The 16813-nt window shown below is 64.8% G+C and carries 14 protein-coding genes; 5 read left to right on the top strand and 9 right to left on the bottom strand.

Going from position 1 to position 16813, the window contains the following annotated elements; all coding sequences use genetic code 11:
* Positions 1-2 precede the first annotated feature (2 nt).
* A complete protein-coding gene (locus tag DCO45_RS12630; RefSeq protein WP_116926169.1) occupies positions 3-887 on the top strand; it encodes a response regulator in 885 nt (294 codons plus the stop codon).
* 335 nt (positions 888-1222) lie between these two features.
* Positions 1223-2209, top strand: a complete 987-nt coding sequence (locus tag DCO45_RS12625; protein ID WP_116926168.1) for a tripartite tricarboxylate transporter substrate-binding protein — start codon at positions 1223-1225, stop codon at positions 2207-2209.
* 75 nt (positions 2210-2284) lie between these two features.
* Here the strand turns inward: DCO45_RS12625 and DCO45_RS12620 are convergent, their stop codons facing one another.
* On the bottom strand, positions 2285-2620 hold the full coding sequence (locus DCO45_RS12620) for a DUF1840 domain-containing protein (protein ID WP_116926167.1): 336 nt from the start codon (positions 2618-2620) through the stop codon (positions 2285-2287).
* 10 nt (positions 2621-2630) lie between these two features.
* Entirely contained in the window at positions 2631-3896 is a 1266-nt protein-coding gene (locus DCO45_RS12615; RefSeq protein WP_116926166.1) for a class I SAM-dependent methyltransferase, read from the bottom strand.
* 126 nt (positions 3897-4022) lie between these two features.
* Between DCO45_RS12615 and DCO45_RS12610 the strand changes: the two genes are divergently transcribed.
* Positions 4023-4607 carry a hypothetical protein gene (locus DCO45_RS12610; RefSeq protein ID WP_133248152.1) on the top strand — a complete coding sequence of 195 codons (585 nt, stop codon included), beginning with the start codon at positions 4023-4025 and terminating at the stop codon, positions 4605-4607.
* On the opposite strand, the gene DCO45_RS12605 is transcribed toward DCO45_RS12610, so the two are convergent.
* Positions 4588-5697, bottom strand: coding sequence for a M14 family metallopeptidase (locus tag DCO45_RS12605; protein ID WP_116926164.1), 1110 nt, complete (start codon positions 5695-5697; stop codon positions 4588-4590). The two genes, DCO45_RS12610 and DCO45_RS12605, sit on opposite strands and share 20 nt — an antisense overlap.
* A complete protein-coding gene (locus DCO45_RS12600) occupies positions 5694-7787 on the bottom strand; it encodes a molybdopterin oxidoreductase family protein (protein ID WP_116926163.1) in 2094 nt (697 codons plus the stop codon). Before DCO45_RS12600 ends, DCO45_RS12605 begins: the two co-directional genes overlap by 4 nt.
* Positions 7788-8051: 264 nt before the next feature.
* Between DCO45_RS12600 and DCO45_RS12595 the strand changes: the two genes are divergently transcribed.
* The gene (locus tag DCO45_RS12595; protein ID WP_021028679.1) at positions 8052-9257 is read left to right on the top strand and encodes a M20 aminoacylase family protein; all 1206 of its coding nucleotides are present in this window, start codon (positions 8052-8054) and stop codon (positions 9255-9257) included.
* 981 nt (positions 9258-10238) lie between these two features.
* On the opposite strand, the gene DCO45_RS12590 is transcribed toward DCO45_RS12595, so the two are convergent.
* The 4 genes from DCO45_RS12590 to hmgA all read right to left on the bottom strand — a co-directional run bounded on the left by DCO45_RS12590 (position 10239) and on the right by hmgA (position 14890).
* Positions 10239-10940 carry a haloacid dehalogenase type II gene (locus tag DCO45_RS12590; protein WP_116926162.1) on the bottom strand — a complete coding sequence of 234 codons (702 nt, stop codon included), beginning with the start codon at positions 10938-10940 and terminating at the stop codon, positions 10239-10241.
* Positions 10941-11150: 210 nt separating this feature from the next.
* A complete protein-coding gene (locus DCO45_RS12585; protein WP_116926161.1) occupies positions 11151-12122 on the bottom strand; it encodes a tripartite tricarboxylate transporter substrate binding protein in 972 nt (323 codons plus the stop codon).
* 108 nt (positions 12123-12230) lie between these two features.
* Complete coding sequence (gene fahA, locus DCO45_RS12580; RefSeq protein WP_116926160.1) at positions 12231-13550, bottom strand: fumarylacetoacetase; 1320 nt, start codon at positions 13548-13550, stop codon at positions 12231-12233.
* A gap of 29 nt (positions 13551-13579) precedes the next feature.
* Entirely contained in the window at positions 13580-14890 is a 1311-nt protein-coding gene (hmgA, locus tag DCO45_RS12575) for a homogentisate 1,2-dioxygenase (RefSeq protein WP_116926159.1), read from the bottom strand.
* A gap of 194 nt (positions 14891-15084) precedes the next feature.
* On the opposite strand from hmgA, the gene DCO45_RS12570 reads away from it, so the two are divergent.
* A complete protein-coding gene (locus tag DCO45_RS12570) occupies positions 15085-15531 on the top strand; it encodes a MarR family winged helix-turn-helix transcriptional regulator (RefSeq protein WP_243419335.1) in 447 nt (148 codons plus the stop codon).
* An 80-nt stretch (positions 15532-15611) separates the two neighbouring features.
* On the opposite strand, the gene DCO45_RS12565 is transcribed toward DCO45_RS12570, so the two are convergent.
* Positions 15612-16661 (bottom strand): fumarylacetoacetate hydrolase family protein, encoded by a 1050-nt coding sequence (locus tag DCO45_RS12565; protein WP_116926158.1) that lies wholly within the window; start codon positions 16659-16661, stop codon positions 15612-15614.
* Positions 16662-16813 lie beyond the last annotated feature (152 nt).

The raw sequence follows: 16813 nt of genomic DNA, 5'->3' as shown, positions 1-16813 counted from the left end.
CCATGCCCACTTTCACGCCCCATGCCGGTGTTGTTCTCGTCGTGGACGATGCCGTCGAGACCCTGGGATTTCTCTGCGACGCGCTCAGTCAGCAGGACTACACCGTGCTGGTCGCCCGCAATGCGGCCGAGGCGCTGGAGCGCCTGGAGATCGCCACGCCGGACGCCGTACTGCTCGACTGCGTGATGCCCGGCGAGAGCGGCTTTTCGCTGTGCCGCAAGATCAAGGCCCACCCGGCCTGGGCCCATGTGCCGGTCATTTTCATGACCGGGCTGTCGGAGACCGACCATATCGTCGAAGGCTTTGCCTGCGGTGGCGTGGACTATGTCGTCAAACCGCTGAAGCTGCCCGAGGTGCTCGCGCGCCTGGCCCGCCATATGCACAACGCCCATGTGGGCCGCATGGCCCAGGCCGCGGTCGATGTGGCCGGCATGGGCGTGGTGGTGCTCGACCGCCAGGGGCGCCTGGCCTGGCGCTCGCCGCAAGCAGCGCTGTGGCTGGAACAGGCCTTTGGCGCCAGCGCGGCAGCGGCAACGGCCTGGTTGCAGTCAGCCTGGGAAACCGCCGCCCAGCACCCGCTGGGCAGCGGCAGCCTGCTGGCCCAGTCGGTGGGCGAGGTGGGCATTGGCGAGCGCATGCTGGTGCTGCGCCTGGGCCATGAGGGCCTGCGCGCCAGCACCCAGCGCCTGCAGGACGCGGCGCTGACGCCGCGCGAGACGGAGGTGCTGGGCTGGCTGGCCAAGGGTAAGACCAACCGCGACATTGCGCAGATCCTGGGCATGAGCCCGCGCACCGTCAACAAGCACCTGGAGCATGTGTTTGAAAAGCTGGGCGTGGAGACCCGCGCGGCGGCGGCAGCCATCGTCAGCGGGTCGCTGAGCGCGTAAGCGGGGTGAAAGCCATAGGAAGGCTACGGATATTGCTTGGCTTGGAAGCCCCTGGTTGCGGGCCAAACGGCTTGCGCCAGCGCAAATAAATGTCCATCACTGCCTCTGGTCGCACGACATTTCGCCCAAGGCTTACGACATTTCAACTATCAATATTGATAGCATCTATCACAAACCGTGGTTGAGCCGGGCGGCCATTTGGCTTTAAGTTCGCAAAAAAAACCTTTGTCAAAAACTCGAAACACTCAGGAAAAACAAGGGTTTACCTTAGAAAAAACCCCAGTCTGTTCTCGTTAGGATGGCAGTCTTTTTCCCCTCAAGAGAGACAAGCCGTTATGAACAAGATGATGCAATGGACTGCACTGGCCCTGGCGGCCGCTACCGCCACCGGCGCCTATGCTGACGCCTCCTACCCCAACAAGCCCATCACCATCGTCGTGCCGTTCACCGCTGGCGGCCCGACCGACCGCGTGGCACGCGACCTGGCCGAGGCGCTGCGCAAGCCCCTCAATGGCGTGACCGTGGTCATCGACAATGCCGACGGCGCAGGCAGCACCATCGGCATGGCCAAGGCCGCACGTGCCAAACCAGACGGCTACACCCTGCTGCTCAACCACATCGGCGTGGCCACGGCCCCCATCCTCTACCGCAAGCTGTCCTTCGATGTGACCAAGGACTTCGAATACCTGGGCATCATCAACGACGTGCCGATGACGCTGATCGGCAAGCCCACCCTGGCGCCGAACAACTACAAGGAACTGGCCGCCTACCTGAACAAGGAAAAGGACAAGGTCAACCTGGCCAATGCCGGTATCGGTTCTGCCTCGCACCTGTGCGGCCTGCTGCTGCAAAGCACCTTGAAGATCCCGCTGACCGCCGTGCCGTACAAGGGCGCCGCTCCGGCCATTGCCGACCTGATGGGCAACCAGGTCGATGTGCTGTGCGACCAGACCACCAACACCACCGGCCAGATCGAGGGCAAGAAGGTCAAGGCCTATGCGGTGACGACTTCCAAGCGCCTGACCACGCCATCGCTCAAGGACCTGCCGACCCTGCAGGAAGAAGGCCTCAAGGGCTTTGAAGTGACGATCTGGCACGGCCTGTACGCGCCCAAGGGCACGCCGGCCGACATCCTGAAGAAGGTCAACGACGCGCTGAAGGTGGCCCTGAAGGACCCCGAGTTCATCAAGAAGTCCGAGAACCTGAGCGCCGTGGTCGCTACCGACCAGCGCATCACACCCGAAGGCCACAAGGCCTTTGTGCAGGCCGAGATCGCCAAGTGGACGCCGATCATCAAGGCTGCTGGCACCTTCGCCGACTGATCCTCAGCCTCCATGCAAAAAGACTGCCTCGGCAGTCTTTTTTTCGTTGGACGCGGCGCGTTGCTACTGTGCGTATCAACCGCCCCAGACCACATCGGCCTGCTCAGCCGCGCTGCGGCGCAGCATCTCGATAAAGGGCACCGCCCGCTGCTTGAGGCCGACGCTGGCCTTCACATCCTGGCCATCGGCGTCTTCGGGGTCCTGGTCCAGATCCTGGGTTTTGGCCGCCTGCGCGCGCTCGTCTTCAGCCGCCACGGCGGCCTGCAGCGCCGCAATGGCCTGCGGAATCTGGTCGGTGGTGATGATGCCGCGTGGCGAGGCGTCCTTGCCGATGATCTGCAGCACCTTGCGGGCATCGGGCTCGAGCATGATCATGTCTGCAGTGGCCTGCGATTTGAATTTGAATAGCACGGTGCGCTCCTTATCGATACATATAGTCCCGGGTGAACGGGTATTGTGATTGTGCACCAGGCATGGTCCCTGTCGTCATCGATCTATCGGGCATGACAGCCAGCATCTGGTGCAGCGCCACCCAGCTGTGCTCAAAACCGGTGGCGCAACCGGCCAGGTAGAGGCGGTAGGCGCGCAAGGTCTTGGCCGCCTGCGCGGGGTTGCCCTTGTGCGAGAGGATGGCCAGCGCCTCATCGAGCTGCGCCTCCAGCGCATCGGACCAGGCCCACAAGGTCTTGGCGTAATGGGGGCGCAGGTTGTCGGTGTCCACCATCTCCCAGCCGGCATGCGCCATCTCTTCGAGCACGGCGCTGACATGGATCAGCTCGCCGCCAGGGAAGATGTATTTCTCGATGAAATCGCCCATGCCCGCGCCCAGCTGTTCGTTGTCGGTGCCGCCAGCGGTGATGCCATGGTTCATCAGCAAACCGCCGGGCTTGATCAGGCGCTTGAGCACGCTGAAGTACTCCTGCATATGCGCGCGGCCCACATGCTCGAACATGCCCACCGAAGCGATCTTGTCAAAGGGCTGGTCCACCTGCAGCTGGCGGTAGTCGGTCAGCAGCATCCGGACCCGGCCCTGCAGGCCTTTTTGTTCGATCAGCCGGTTGACATAGGCATGCTGGTTCTTCGACAAGGTGATGCCCGTGCCCTCGATGCCGTAGTGCTCGGCTGCCCACAAGAGCAGACCGCCCCAGCCGGCGCCCACATCCAGAAAACGTTCGCCGGGCTGCAGCCGCAGCTTGCGGCAGATCAGATCGAGCTTGGCCTCCTGCGCCTGCGCCAGGCTGTAGCCGGGCTCGGCATAGTAGGCGCAGGAGTAGACGCGGCGCGGGTCCAGCCACAGGCCGTAGAAGTCGTCCGAGACGTCGTAGTGGAACTGGATCTGCTCGGAATCCTTGGTCAAGGTATGGAGCGCTGCCGAGCGGGAGCGCGCCAGCAGCCGGCTCCACCAGGTCGAGCGCGCGGCCACCGGGTCGGCGGGCATCAAGGCCACCGCTGCGGCCATAGCATCGCGCATCGTGCCTTCGATCTCGACATGGCTCTCGACGATGGCCGCGCCGACCACCCCCACATCGCCCGCAGCCAGCGAGGCCAGCGCCGCCGCATTGTGGCAGCGGATACGCACTTGCGCCTGGTCCGGTGGACCGATCCATCCGCCCTGGGGCATGGAGATGGCAACCGACACTGGCAAACCCGCCAGCTTCTCTTCGAGCTTGGACTGCAGGATATTCATGGCACTTATTGTGTGGCGCCGCTTCGCGCCGTCAATGGCATTTGTCTGACACACCTACTGACAGCATATGTATAAAAGATACAGCGAGCAGCGCCGATCAAGCGCGCTTAGCATTGCCCAGCGACCATGTCCACATCCCTGCCCTCCGACCCGACCATCCCTTCAAACCCCGCGATTTTGCAGGGTTTTGCCGCGCTGCAAGCGCGCTTTCCAGACCATGACTGGGTGGTGCTGCAAGCCGACCCGGATGCCTGCCATGTCTGGCGCCTGGCGCCGCAAAACGCGTCACCTATTCGACACGATCTGCCACTGGGCTATGGCCAATTGGCAACACAGTATCTGAGCCGCCCACCCGTGGGCGCCGGCCAGGTGGAGCAGGTGATTGAGCTGGTCGAGGACCAGATCATGCCGCTGACCCGCAGCTGGCCAGCGCCGGGGCCCCAGCTGGCTTTGCTGTGCCGCGCGCCGGACATGGCAGCCCTCGCGGCGCAGCTGCCCGATCCGCAAGCTGCCCTGCAGACGACCGACGCCATCGAGCAGCTGTTCAACCGCTATGCCCACCAGATGATGGGCGGCAGCCGCAGCGGCCTGCAGCTGGCGCCGGCGCAGGCGGCACTGTTGATTGTGCTGCGCGAATGCCTGCACCACTGGGGCTGCCAGCAGGTCGCGGTGCAGGACGCTCAGCTGGAGATCAGCGCGCCTCGCGGCTGAGCCCATCGACCGTCTGGAACAGCGCCTGCCGCGCCTGGCTGATGATCTGCCCCTTCCAGGCCACGCTCTCGTCGTAGAAAGCTTCGCGCATCTGCTGGTGGATGGCGGCCTGCTGGTCTGCCGGCGCCTCGGGGTGCTGGTGCAGCCAGTGGTCGGCACGCAAGGCATCCAAGGTGGCATGCACCGGCAGCACGCCGTACTCCAGGGCCATGCCGGTAAAGGCCGCCTGCGGGCATTCCTGCGCCACGCTGTTCCACAGCAAGCCGGTCAGCGGCGGCGACGAGGAGCTGCCATCGTCCAGCGAGGTAACTGGCGTGGCGCCGGCGCCATCCCACCAGCGGCGCGCCCGCGCCAGCATGGCCGCATCGCCGGGCGGGCCGGTAAAGATACGCTCGCCATAGCCATTAGGGCCCAGGCCGGTGTGCACATCGATCCAGGCAATCTGGCGTGCCGCTTGGCCGTGCTGGCGCAGCACCTGGCGCAGGGTCTGGTTGCTCCAGGTGGGGGCCTGGCCGCCAAAGAACACGCCCTGCGGATGGCGGTACTGGCCCTGGGCCACAGCGGCCTGCCAGGCCTTGAGGCCATGTGCGTCGATAAAGTCCTGCATCGCCTGCTGCACCTGGGCCGTGGGCGGCCACTGGGCCGGCACGATCACGTCGTGCAGCTGGTCATAGGCCGGGTTGCCCGGCAGCGGCTGGGAGCAATCGACAAAGTTGCGGTTCAGGTCGACGTTCTCCTGCGTCACACGCCGGCCGTAGGAAAAGCCATGGGGATTGAGCGCATGCACATAGAGCACGGCCACGCCGGCACTGCGCGCCTTGTCCAGCCACTCGGCATCGCGCAGCGCATAGACCTGCACGCCGCTGCCGCAATAGCCTTCGATGCCATGGCAGGCACTGCTGAGGATCAGCAGCTGGTCGGCATCGGCCGGGCCATCGCGGGCCACATCCATGGCCAGCGCTTCGCCCTCTACCCCGGTCAACGGATGGGACTGAGACTGCAGCGCCATTCCGGCCGAGGCGGCAGCCTCGAGAAACTGCTGGCGTGCTGCAGCATAGCTGGCTGAAAAGGCTTGTTCTACGGCGCTCATGCGGCGATTCCTTCATGGCTGACGTCGGCATTGACCATGCGCTCGACCTGCACCGCACAGTCATAAAAGGACGGTGCGCGTCCGATATCGGTCAGTTGCTGGTGGGTCAGCTCATTGACGTTGGTGCCATTGGGCCCATCCTTGCGCCACCAGATGCCCAGCCCCACCACGACGCCGGGCCGGGCGCGGCCGTTGATGCTGGCATGGCAGACATGCTCGCCCCGGTCGTTGAACACGCGCACCAGATCGCCATCGGCAATCTCTCGGCTTTGCGCATCGCTGGGGTGCATCTCCAGCATCGGGCGCACTTCGGCACTGCGCAGCTGGCGCACGTTGACGAAGGTGGAGTTGAGAAAATTGCGCGCCGGCGGCGAGATCATCGCCAGCGGGTGGCTGGCCGTGGGCAGCTCATGGTTGGGCAGGTAGTCGGGCAAGGGGTTGATGCCCATGGCCTCCAGCGCAGCGCTGTGGAACTCGCACTTGCCCGAGGGCGTCGCAAAGCCGCCCTCGGCAAAAGGGGCGTCGGGCAGGTCCTGCGCGACAAAGCCCTGGTCCAGCAGCTGCTCGAACGGGATGCGCGTGGGATCGACCGCCTGGCGGCACAGCTCCTCGTCGCTGTCGGCAAAATGCGGCGCGGCAAAGGCGCTGTCGTAGCGCGCCATTTGGGCTGCCAGGTCGCGGAAGATCTGGGCATTGCTGCGCGCCTGGCCCAGCGGCGCAATGGCCGGGCGGTTGAGCAGCACATCGGTGTGGCCGTAGCTGGTGTGGATGTCCCAGTGCTCGAGCTGGCTGGTGGCGGGCAGCACATAGTCGGCATAGTCGGCCGTGTCGGTCATGAAGTGCTCCAGCACCACGGTGAACAGGTCCTCACGCGCAAAGCCCTGGACCACCTTGGCCGAATCGGGGGCGACGGCTACCGGGTTGCTGTTGTAGCAGAGGAGCGCTGCAATCTGCGGGCCGAACTCAGCACTGGCGGGCTTGAGCAACGCATCGCCAATCGTGCTCATGTTGATGGTGCGGGGCTGGCGCGCGCCCAAGAGCGCCGGCATCTGCAGCGCCCCCCGGCGTGCCGGGGCTGACGAGGAGCTCGACAGCAGCAGGCCGCCTGCGCGGTGGCGCCAGGCGCCCACGAGCGCTGGCAGGCAGGCGACCGCGCGCACGGCATTGCCGCCGCCGCGCGTGCGCTGCATGCCGTAGTTGAGGCGAATGGCCGCCAGCTCGGTCGTGCCGTAGTCGCGCGCCAGGCTGCGGATCTGCGCGGCATCAATGCCGCAGACCTGGGCGGCACGCTCGGGTGGCCACTGCAAGGCACGCTCCTTCAGCGCATCCCAGCCCAGCGTGTGCTGGGCGATGTAGTCGTGGTCCAGCCAGTCGTGGGTGATCAGCTCATGCATCAGTGCCAGCGCCAGCGCCGCGTCGGTGCCGGGCAGCAGCTGCAGGTGCTCATGGCATTTGTCGGCGGTCTCGCTCTTGCGCGGATCGATGCAGACCAGCTTGGCGCCATGGCGCTTGGCCTCCATCGCATAGCGCCAGAAATGCAGGTTGCTGCCAATGCTGTTGCTGCCCCAAATCAGGATCAGCCGGCTCTCGGCAAAGAACTGCACCCGCATGCCCAGCTTGCCGCCATAGGTGTGCAGCAAGGCCTCGGACCCCGCGCTGGCGCAGATGGTGCGGTCCAGCAGCGAGGCGCCCAGCTGGTGGAAAAAGCGCCGGTCCATGCTCTCGCCCTGCACCAGGCCCATGGTGCCGGCATAGCTGTAGGGCAGGATGGCCTGCGGATCGGTTTGCGCAATGCGGTGCAGCCGTTCGCTGATATCGGCCAGCGCCTCGTCCCAGCCCACCGGCTGGAACTGGCCGCTGCCCTTGGGCCCCACCCGCTTCATCGGCTGCAGCACCCGGTCGGCATGGTAGCTGCGCTCGGTGTATTTGCTCACCTTGGCGCAGAGCACGCCGCCGGTATGCCCATGCGCGGGGTTGCCGCTGACCTTGGTGGCCACGCCATCGACCACCGTGGTGACCAGCGAGCAGGTGTCGGGGCAGTCATGGGGGCAGGCCCCCAAAACGGTAGTGGTGGCAGCGGAAGTGGTCATGGCAGTGGCGGCGCCCAGAAGGGCGCAAAATCGGGGGGAGAGTTGTGCTGCACATGGTAGCGCCAGATGGCAGGGGCTGGGGTCGCGTGCAGCACGTTTTCGAGCGGGGCCCAGGCCCAGGCCCAGGGTTATTCCCAAGACATTTCAGCGCAGGGGCGCCCGGCTTTGCTGCACCATAGAGGGCTTGGCACGCCGCCCGCCAACACCTTGGCCCCCCAGGCGCCGCTAGACAGATACACCCCCATGTAGCCAACAGGATTTTCCATGAAGCTGATTGATTCCATCGTGGCCGAAGCGGCCAGCATCGCCCAGATCCGCAAAGACATCCACGCCCACCCGGAGCTGTGCTTTGAAGAGGTGCGCACGGCCGATCTGGTGGCAGCCAAGCTGACGGAATGGGGCATTCCGATCCACCGCGGCCTGGGAACCACCGGCGTGGTCGGCATCGTGCACGGCAAGGACGGCGGCGCCAGCGGCCAGGCCGTGGGCCTGCGCGCCGATATCGATGCGCTGCCGATGCAGGAGTCCAACACCTTTGACCACGCCAGCCGCCATGCCGGCAAGATGCACGCCTGCGGCCATGACGGCCACACCGCCATGCTGCTGGCCGCTGCCAAGCATTTCTCCAAGTTCCGCGATTTTGACGGCACGGTCTACCTGATCTTCCAGCCCGCCGAAGAAGGCGGTGGCGGCGCGCGCGAGATGATCAAGGATGGCCTGTTCGAGAAATTCCCGATGCAGGCGGTGTTTGGCATGCACAACTGGCCCGGCATGGCTGCGGGCAACATGGCCGTGAGCCCCGGCCCGGTGATGGCCTCCAGCAACGACTTCAAGATCACCATCACCGGCAAGGGCGGCCACGGCGCGATGCCGCACATGGGCAACGACCCCGTGCCGATCGCCTGCCAGATCGTGACGGCCTTCCAGACCATCATCACCCGCAACAAGAAGCCGCTCGATACCGGCGTGATCTCCGTGACCATGATCCACGGCGGTGAAGCCAACAACGTGATCCCCGACCGCGTGGAGCTGCAAGGCACGGTGCGCACCTTCCGCACCGAAGTGCTGGACCTGATCGAGTCACGCATGCGCCAGGTGGCCGAAGGCTGCTGCGCGATGAACAACGCCCAGTGCGAGTTCCACTTCAACCGCAACTACCCCGCCACCGTCAACAGCGCTCCCGAAGCCGAGTTCGCCCGCCAGGTGATGGTCGACATCATCGGCGCCGATAAGGTGAAAGCGCAAGAGCCCACGATGGGCGCCGAAGACTTCTCCTTCATGCTGCAAGCCAAGCCCGGCGCCTACTGCTTTATCGCCAACGGCGAAGGCGACCACCGCGCCATCGGCCACGGCGGCGGCCCCTGCACCCTGCACAACCCCAGCTACGACTTCAACGACGACCTGATCCCCCTGGGCGCCACCTACTGGGTAGAGCTGGCCACCAAGTGGCTGGCCCAAGCGAAGAAATAAGCGAAGCAAAGCAAGCAAAAAGCGCCCGAGGACACCCCGGGCGCTTTTTGCATTCGACACCCCATGTGCAACAGCCAACTCCAAAATCTGCACACCCGCCCCGGTATGCCGGAGCGGGCCCAAGAAGCAAGCGCAGCGCCCACGCCACCACCCCAACGCCGAGATAGGGCTTGAGACGAGGCGTCGCAGGCGCAGACAGTACGCCTGTACGGCAAGCCTGCGCAACGAAGGATCAGGCCCTATATCGGCGCCTCCGCAGGACTAACAGCCCAAAACTCAAAAACTCAGAACAGCGCCAGCCCAAGCATCAGATGAAATGAAACAGTCCGCCGGAGCGGGCTCAAGAAGCAAGCGCAACGCCCAACCCCACCACCCCAACGCCGAGATAGGGCTTGAGACGAGGCGTCGCAGGCGCAGACAGTACGCCTGTACGGCAAGCTTGCGCAACGAAGGATCAGGCCCTATATCGGCGCCCCCGCAGGACTAACAGCCCAAAACTCAAAAACTCAGAACAGCGCCAGCCCAAGCATCAGATGAAATGAAACAGTCCGCCGGAGCGGGCCCAAGAAGCAAGCGCAGCGCCCAACCCACCACCCCAACGCCGAGATAGGGCTTGAGACGAGGCGTCGCAGGCGCAGACAGTACGCCTGTACGGCAAGCTTGCGCAACGAAGGATCAGGCCCTATATCGGCGCCCCCGCACGATCGACAGCCCAAACCTCCAAAAAACAAACAAAACTCAGCACCCCAACGGAACGGCTTAGCCCTCAAGCGCCGCATAAAATCACATGGTCCGCCGGAGCGGGCTCAAGAAGCAAGCGCAACGCCCAACCCCACCATCCCAACGCCGAGAAAGGGTTTGAGACGAGGCGCGCAGGCGCAGACAGTACGCCTGTACGGCAAGGCTGCGCAACGAAGGATCAGGCCCTATATCGGCGCCACAGCACGATTAACGGTCAGAACACACGCCAGGGAAAAAGCCTCAACACCCCAACTGATCCGCCAGATCCAACAAATCACGACAGTGGTAGGTGTTGTCGGGTTGGGGGGTCACATCTTTGGGCTGGTTGGCTCCATACTCCAGCGGCCGTTCAACATAAGCCGTCTGCAACCCACACTGACGCGCCGCCGCCAAATCACTGTGATGCGCAGCGACCAGCATCACGGAAGCAGCCTCCACCCCAAAAACATCCGCCACACCCAGATAAGCCCGGGGATCGGGCTTGTAAGCCTGAAACACTTCGGCCGACAACACGCAATCCCAAGGCAGCCCGGCGTTCTTGGCCATGTGGGTGAGCAAGGCAATATTGCCGTTGGACAGCGGCGTAATGACAAAGCGGCTTTTGAGCCGCTGCAGGCCGGCAACGGCATCCGGCCAGGGCGCCAGCCGGTGCCAGACCCGGTTCAGGTCGGCACGCTCGGCCTCGGGCATGTCGCCCAGCCCAAACTGCGGCAGGATGCCATCCAGAATGCGGCGGTGCAGCGCATCCATGCGCGTCCAGCCCAGCTGGCCCTGGCGCACCAGGTCCATCGCGGGCTGGTAGCCCTTGCGCCAGGCCAGTGCAAAGGCATCGCCATCCACCTGGGGGTAGCGGGCGGCCATTTCGCGCGCGATGCTGCCGTGCCAGTCCACCACGGTGCCAAATACGTCAAACGCCAGAATCTGGGGGTGCGCTACAGCCATGGGTGGGTTTCCAACAAAGAAAAAACACCGCCGAGCATGCGCCAGCACGGGCAGGCGCCCTATCGCGAAGGTGTCAGCCGAGGGTTCTTTGAGAGCGCAGGCACAAAAAAAGCGCGATGTCTAGGACATCGCGCTTGGTGACTTAACTTTTTTAACCCGAATGGTTAACCAACTGGCGCTTCGATTTTAACGCAATTCGACAATTTTTAACTAATCTAATTGAATATTGTTGGTTTTTATCACGGGGCCGAGTTTGTTACGCTCGGACACGAGGAATTTTTCCATCTCGCTGCGGCTCGTCGGCGTCACTTCCAGTCCCATGTCTTCGAGGCGCTTGACGACGGCCGGGTCCTTCAACGTGGCCTGCAGCTGCTCGCTCAAGCGGTTCACCCGGTCCTCAGGCGTTGCCTTGGGGACGACCAGGCCCTGCCAGGCATAGGCCTCAAAGCCCTTCAGACCCTGCTCGTCGAGGGTGGGCACGTCCGGAAACACCTTGGAGCGCTGCGGCGTCGCAATGCCGATGGCGCGCAGCTTGCCCGCCTGGATGTTCTGAAAGCCGGCGACCGAGTCGACAAACATGAAGGGCACCTGGCCGCCCAGGACGTCCTGCACCGCAGGCGCCGCGCCCTTGTAAGGCACATGCACCAGGCTCAGCTTGACCTGCTCCTTGAAAATCTCGGTCGCCAGGTGGTGGGGCGAGCCGGCGCCGGGCGTTGCATAGCTGACGCCACCCTGCTGCGCCTTGGCCCAGGCAGTGAATTCGGCCAGGTTCTTGATCGGCAGCTTGGGGTTGACGACGAGGATCAGCGGAAAGCGCACCAGCATGCCCACCGCCGCAAAGTCCTTCTCAGCGCTGTAACTGAGCTTTTGGTACAGGTAGGCATTGGCCGCCAAGGTGCCGGTGTCGCCCGTCAGCAAGGTGTAACCATCGGGCTTGGCACGGGCGGCGTAATCGGCACCAATGTTGGTGGCCGCGCCAGGCTTGTTGAGGATGATGATCGACTGGCCCAGGGCCTTGGCCATTGGCTCGGCCACCACGCGGGCGACCACATCGGAGCCGCCGCCTGCCGCATAGGGCACGACCCATTCAATGGGACGCTCGGGGTAGGCGGCATGGCCAAGAGCGGGCAAGGCCAGCGCGGCGGCAGCCAGTAGCTGGCGCAGGGAAAAAGGGGTGGGCATGGTGTTGTCTCCTGTCAGTAATCTTTGTTGTCTCAGCTGCGCGGGGCTACGGGCGCCAGCCGGGGCCTGATGGCATTGTCCACCTGCCCCCAGCCCCTCACCTGTCGCTTACAGCGTACGCGCCGGCAGCATCTGGCCTTCGCAAGGGCCAAATCCGATGCGGGCAGCACCGGGCCGTTCGCACCAGCCGCGCAGCACCACGGCGTCGCCGTCTTCCAGCCAGGTGCGGGTCTCGCCATTGGGGAGGGTCAGCGGCTGCTTGCCGCCCACGGTCAGCTCGATCAGCGCGGCGGCCTGGTCCAGGCTCGGGCCGGACAAGGTGCCGGTGCCCAGCAGGTCACCGGGCTGCAGGTTGCAGCCGTTGACGGTGTGGTGGGCGACCAGCTGCGCCACGGTCCAGTAGGCATGGCGGTAGTTGGACTGGGTGATCTGCACCGCTGGCTGGCCGGCGGCGCGCATCTTGGACGTCTGCAGGTCCACGGCCAGCGCGATGTCGAAAGCGCCGGCATCGCGGTTGTGGGCGCTGTCCATATAGGGCAGCGGCTGCGGATCGCCTTCGGGGCGCGCAAAGGCGACGCGGTAGGGGGCCAGCGCCTCCAGGGTCACCACCCAGGGCGAGAGGGTCGAGGCAAAGTTCTTCGACAGAAACGGGCCCAGCGGCTGGTATTCCCAGGGCTGGATGTCGCGCGCCGACCAGTCATTGAGCAGGCACAGGCCAAACACATGGTCCTCGGCCTCGCCGATGCTGACGGGCTCGCCCAGCGCATTGGCTTGGCCCATGAAGATGCCCATTTCCAGCTCGATGTCCATGCGCGCGCTGGCCTTGACCGTCGGCACCGCGGCATCGGGCGCCTTGGTCTGGCCCACCGGGCGCTTGAACGGCGTGCCCGAGACCACGATGCTCGACGAGCGGCCATGGTAGCCAATGGGCACCCACTGGTAGTTGGGCAGCAAGGGGTTGTCCGGGCGGAACTGCTTGCCGATATTGGTCGCGTGGTGGATGGAGGTGTAGAAGTCGGTGTAGTCGCCAATCCGCGCGGGCAGGTTGTACTCGGCCTGCGCTTGCGGCACCAGGAAGCCCTGCCACTGCGCCTGCTCGGCCGCGCCCACGCGCAGGCCACGCGACAGCGCCAGGCGCAGTGCGCTCCAGGCCTGGGGGCCCAGCGCCATCAAGGCGTTGAGCGAAGCCTGCGCACCCGCCTCGGCGGCGCGCTGCGCATCACCCGTCAGACTGCCGCTGGCGGCCAGCGCCTGCAGGTCGACAATCTGGTCGCCAATGGCGACGCCGCCGCGCCAGGCCTCTTGGCTGCCTTGGCGGCGAAAGCTGGCAAAGGGCAGGTTCTGCAGCGGAAAATCGCTGCCAGCGGCCTGGGCGCTAGGAACCCAGCTTTGCAGCGCGGGGTCATGGGTTTCGTTGAGCAGGGTCATGCTTGATGTCTCCAAGTGGGGGAATCGCCTCAGGCTTTGCGCTGGGGCTTGAAATGCTTTTGCAGCCCTTGCCAGCAGCGGTAGTACTCATGCTGCAGCTGCACCGTCTCCAGCGCGTAGGCGGTGGGCTGGATAACGGCCGGGGTCTCGAACATAAAGGCCATCGTGTTGTCGATGTAGTGCGGCTTGTGCGTGTCGGCCTGGCTGGCTTTGTCGAAGGTATCGGCATCGGGCCCGTGGCCGCTCATGCAGTTGTGCAAGGAGGCGCCGCCGGGCACAAAGCCCTCGGCCTTGGCGTCGTAGGCGCCCTCGATCAGGCCCATGAACTCGCTGGCGAAATTGCGGTGGAACCAGGGCGGACGGAAGGTGTCCTGCGCCACCAGCACGCGCGGCGGGAAGATGACAAAGTCCAGCGCATCCACGCCGGGCAGCGCGGTGGGCGATTGCAGCACCAGAAAGATCGACGGATCGGGGTGGTCGTAGCTGATCGAGCCGATCGTGTTGAAGCGGCGCAGATCGTATTTGTAGGGCGCGTAGTTGCCATGCCAGGCCACCACATCGAGGGGCGAGTGGCCGATGTGCGCCGACCAGAAGTGGCCGCGCAGCTTGGCCACCAGCTCGAAGTCGCCCTCCTTGTCCTCGTAGGCGGCGACCGGCGTCTGGAAATCACGCGGGTTGGCCAGGCCGTTGGAGCCGATCACGCCCAGGTCGGGCAGCTTGAGCAGCTCGCCGTAGTTCTCGCAGATATAGCCGCGCGCCGTACCGTCGAGCAGGGTGACGGCAAAACGCACCCCCCGGGGCACCACGCAGATCTCTTGCGGCTCCACCTCCAAGGTTCCCAGCTCGGTGGCAATCTGCAGCCGCCCTTGCTGGGGCACGATCAGCAGCTCGCCATCGGCGTTGTAGAAGTAGCGCCCCTCCATGCTGCGGTTGGCCGCATACAGGTGGATGCCGCAGGCGGCATTGCCGGCCATGCTGACGATGCCCTGCAGAAAATCGCAGGGCGCATCGGGCAGTGGCAGCGGATCCCAACGCAGCTGGTTGGGCGGCGTGGGCACCTCGTCAAAGCCGCCAGTGACATGGCTTTGCCAGCGCGGCAGGGCCAGCGGCGCAAAGGGCTCATGCATGGCGCCGGGGCGGATGCGGTAGAGCCAGCTGCGGCGGTTGCTGTGGCGTGGCGCAGTAAAGGCCGTGCCCGACAGCTGCTCGGCATACAGGCCCAGCGGCGCGACCTGCGGCGAATTGCGCCCCACAGGCAGCGCGCCCGGCTCGGCCTCGGTCGCCCATTCGTTGGCAAAACCTGTCATATAGTGCCGGGGCTCGGCGTTCAAACTGCGCATGCATGTCTCCTTTCAGTCGTTGTTGGGGCGGGTGTGCCGGCCGTGCAGACCTGGCGGTGAAGCGATCACTAGGAATCCCTAGGGAAAATACTGGACGTGGGCGTGCCCTGGGCGCTTCCGCAAAGCGGGGCTCCGTGACATAGTCGCGGTAGCTGTTTTCCCAGCCAGCATTGATACAAAACCAAGGAGACGCGTTGAACACGCCGCTGGACCGTACCTATACCCACCGCCTGCATGCACTGGCCAAAGTCACCGACCGCACCACCCAGATGGTGTACGAGGAAGAGGTGGGCATTCCTATCAGCGAGGCCCGCTGCCTGGCAGCCATTGGCGCGTTCCATCCCCTGTCGGTCAATGACCTGGCGATGCGCGCCAACCTGAACAAGGCCCAGGCCAGCCGCTCCACCCAGGCACTGGTCGAGCAGGGCCTGGTGCTCAAGCAAGCCAGCGAAGTCGATGGACGCGGCGTGGTGCTCAGCCTCACGCCCAAGGGCTGCGAATGCTGGGAAAAAGTGATGGTGGTCATCGCCCGCCGCAATGAAGAGATTCTCTCGGCGCTGACGATCGACGAGCGCGAGCAGCTCAGTGTGCTGCTCGACCGCCTGCTGCAGCACGCGCGCCAGACCAGCCTGCCCGATTAGCGCCGCCCTGCGGCCCGCAGGGCTGCATGCACGGCGCCGCAGCGGCTGCGTCCGCCGCAGGCATGCATGCAGCCTGGCCGTCATGCAGCGGCCTCCGGCTCGGCCACGGCATCGGCCTGCGTCTGGTAGAGCGAGGCCACGTTCTGGTCAATCGCGCCAAACAGGCTGTGGCCGTCCTTGCCCTTCATCTCGATGCGCACCGTGTCGCCAAACTGCATGAAGCCGGTGGTGCTCTTGCTTTTTTGCAGCACTTCCATGCTGCGCTTTTCGGCAATGCAGCCGTAGCCCTTGGGCCAGTCCATGCGGCCGTGCTTTTCGGCGCCGCTGTTGCTGACGGTGCCGCTGCCCAGCACGGTGCCGGCGCGCAGGTGGCGCGTCTTGGCGGCATGGGCGATCAGCTGGCCAAAGTGAAAATCCATCTCCGGGCCCGCATCGCACATGCCGACCTTGCGGCCGTTCCAGCTGGTCTGCAAGGCCAGGTGCACCTTGCCGCCGCGCCAGGCGTCGCCCAGTTCATCGGGGGTGATGGCCACCGGGCTGAAGGCCGTCACTGGCTTGCTCTGCACCAGGCCCGCGCCCTTGTCCTGCTCGGCCGCCTGCAGCTGGCGCAGGCTCACCGGGTTGGCCAGCATCAGCAGGCGCACGCTGTCGAGCGCATCTTCGGGGCTGCTGTCTTGCTTCACATCGCCGGTGATGACGGCCAGCTCGGCCGAGAAATCAATGCCCATGGCCTCGCTGGCCACGACGATGTCGTCGCAGGGGCCGATGAAGGCGTCGCCCGCGCCTTGGTGGACCAAGGGATCGGTCTTCAGCGCAGCGGGCAAATCCTCGCCCGGAGCCTGGCGCAGCAAGGCCACATGGCTCAGGTAGGCGGCGCCACAGAGCCACTGGTAGGCGCGCGGCAGCGGTGCCATGCACTGGGCGGAGTTGAAGTCAAAACTGTGGCGCGCGCGGTCAGCATTGAGCGCGTCGTACAGATCCTGCAGCTGGGGGGCGTAGAAATACCAGTCGTCGAGCACCTGCTGGAGGCGGTGCGCAATTCCGGAGGCGTAATGGGCCGTGCGCAGGTCGCGCGAGACAACGACCAGCTGGCCGTCGCGCGATCCGTCTTTATAGCTTGCAAGCTTCATACCGGTGTCTCACAGTCAAACATGCCTCTATCGTGCCAGATTGCCCCCGGGCTGGGTGCTTGGCGCAGCCCTTGCACATGCCGATGGCCATGCTTTATGCCGCCAAATTACGATTAGTAAAATGCATTCCTTTTTTTTAGAATACCTTAAAC

Origin of the sequence: Comamonas sp. JNW, assembly GCF_003105075.1 — a bacterium.
GTDB lineage: Bacteria > Pseudomonadota > Gammaproteobacteria > Burkholderiales > Burkholderiaceae_C > Comamonas > Comamonas squillarum.
Note: the sequence above shows the minus strand (reverse complement) of the source record. Positions and strands in the feature narration are given on the sequence as shown.

Excerpts from the sequence above, each read along its gene's own strand:
- DCO45_RS12630 (WP_116926169.1), top strand. The coding sequence starts at position 3 with ATGCCCACTTTCACGCCCCATGCCGGTGTTGTTCTCGTCGTGGACGAT.
- DCO45_RS12625 (WP_116926168.1), top strand. The coding sequence starts at position 1,223 with ATGAACAAGATGATGCAATGGACTGCACTGGCCCTGGCGGCCGCTACC.
- DCO45_RS12615 (WP_116926166.1), bottom strand. The coding sequence starts at position 3,896 with ATGAATATCCTGCAGTCCAAGCTCGAAGAGAAGCTGGCGGGTTTGCCA.
- DCO45_RS12610 (WP_133248152.1), top strand. The coding sequence starts at position 4,023 with ATGTCCACATCCCTGCCCTCCGACCCGACCATCCCTTCAAACCCCGCG.
- DCO45_RS12605 (WP_116926164.1), bottom strand. The coding sequence starts at position 5,697 with ATGAGCGCCGTAGAACAAGCCTTTTCAGCCAGCTATGCTGCAGCACGC.
- DCO45_RS12600 (WP_116926163.1), bottom strand. The coding sequence starts at position 7,787 with ATGACCACTTCCGCTGCCACCACTACCGTTTTGGGGGCCTGCCCCCAT.
- DCO45_RS12595 (WP_021028679.1), top strand. The coding sequence starts at position 8,052 with ATGAAGCTGATTGATTCCATCGTGGCCGAAGCGGCCAGCATCGCCCAG.
- DCO45_RS12590 (WP_116926162.1), bottom strand. The coding sequence starts at position 10,940 with ATGGCTGTAGCGCACCCCCAGATTCTGGCGTTTGACGTATTTGGCACC.
- DCO45_RS12585 (WP_116926161.1), bottom strand. The coding sequence starts at position 12,122 with ATGCCCACCCCTTTTTCCCTGCGCCAGCTACTGGCTGCCGCCGCGCTG.
- fahA (WP_116926160.1), bottom strand. The coding sequence starts at position 13,550 with ATGACCCTGCTCAACGAAACCCATGACCCCGCGCTGCAAAGCTGGGTT.
- hmgA (WP_116926159.1), bottom strand. The coding sequence starts at position 14,890 with ATGCGCAGTTTGAACGCCGAGCCCCGGCACTATATGACAGGTTTTGCC.
- DCO45_RS12565 (WP_116926158.1), bottom strand. The coding sequence starts at position 16,661 with ATGAAGCTTGCAAGCTATAAAGACGGATCGCGCGACGGCCAGCTGGTC.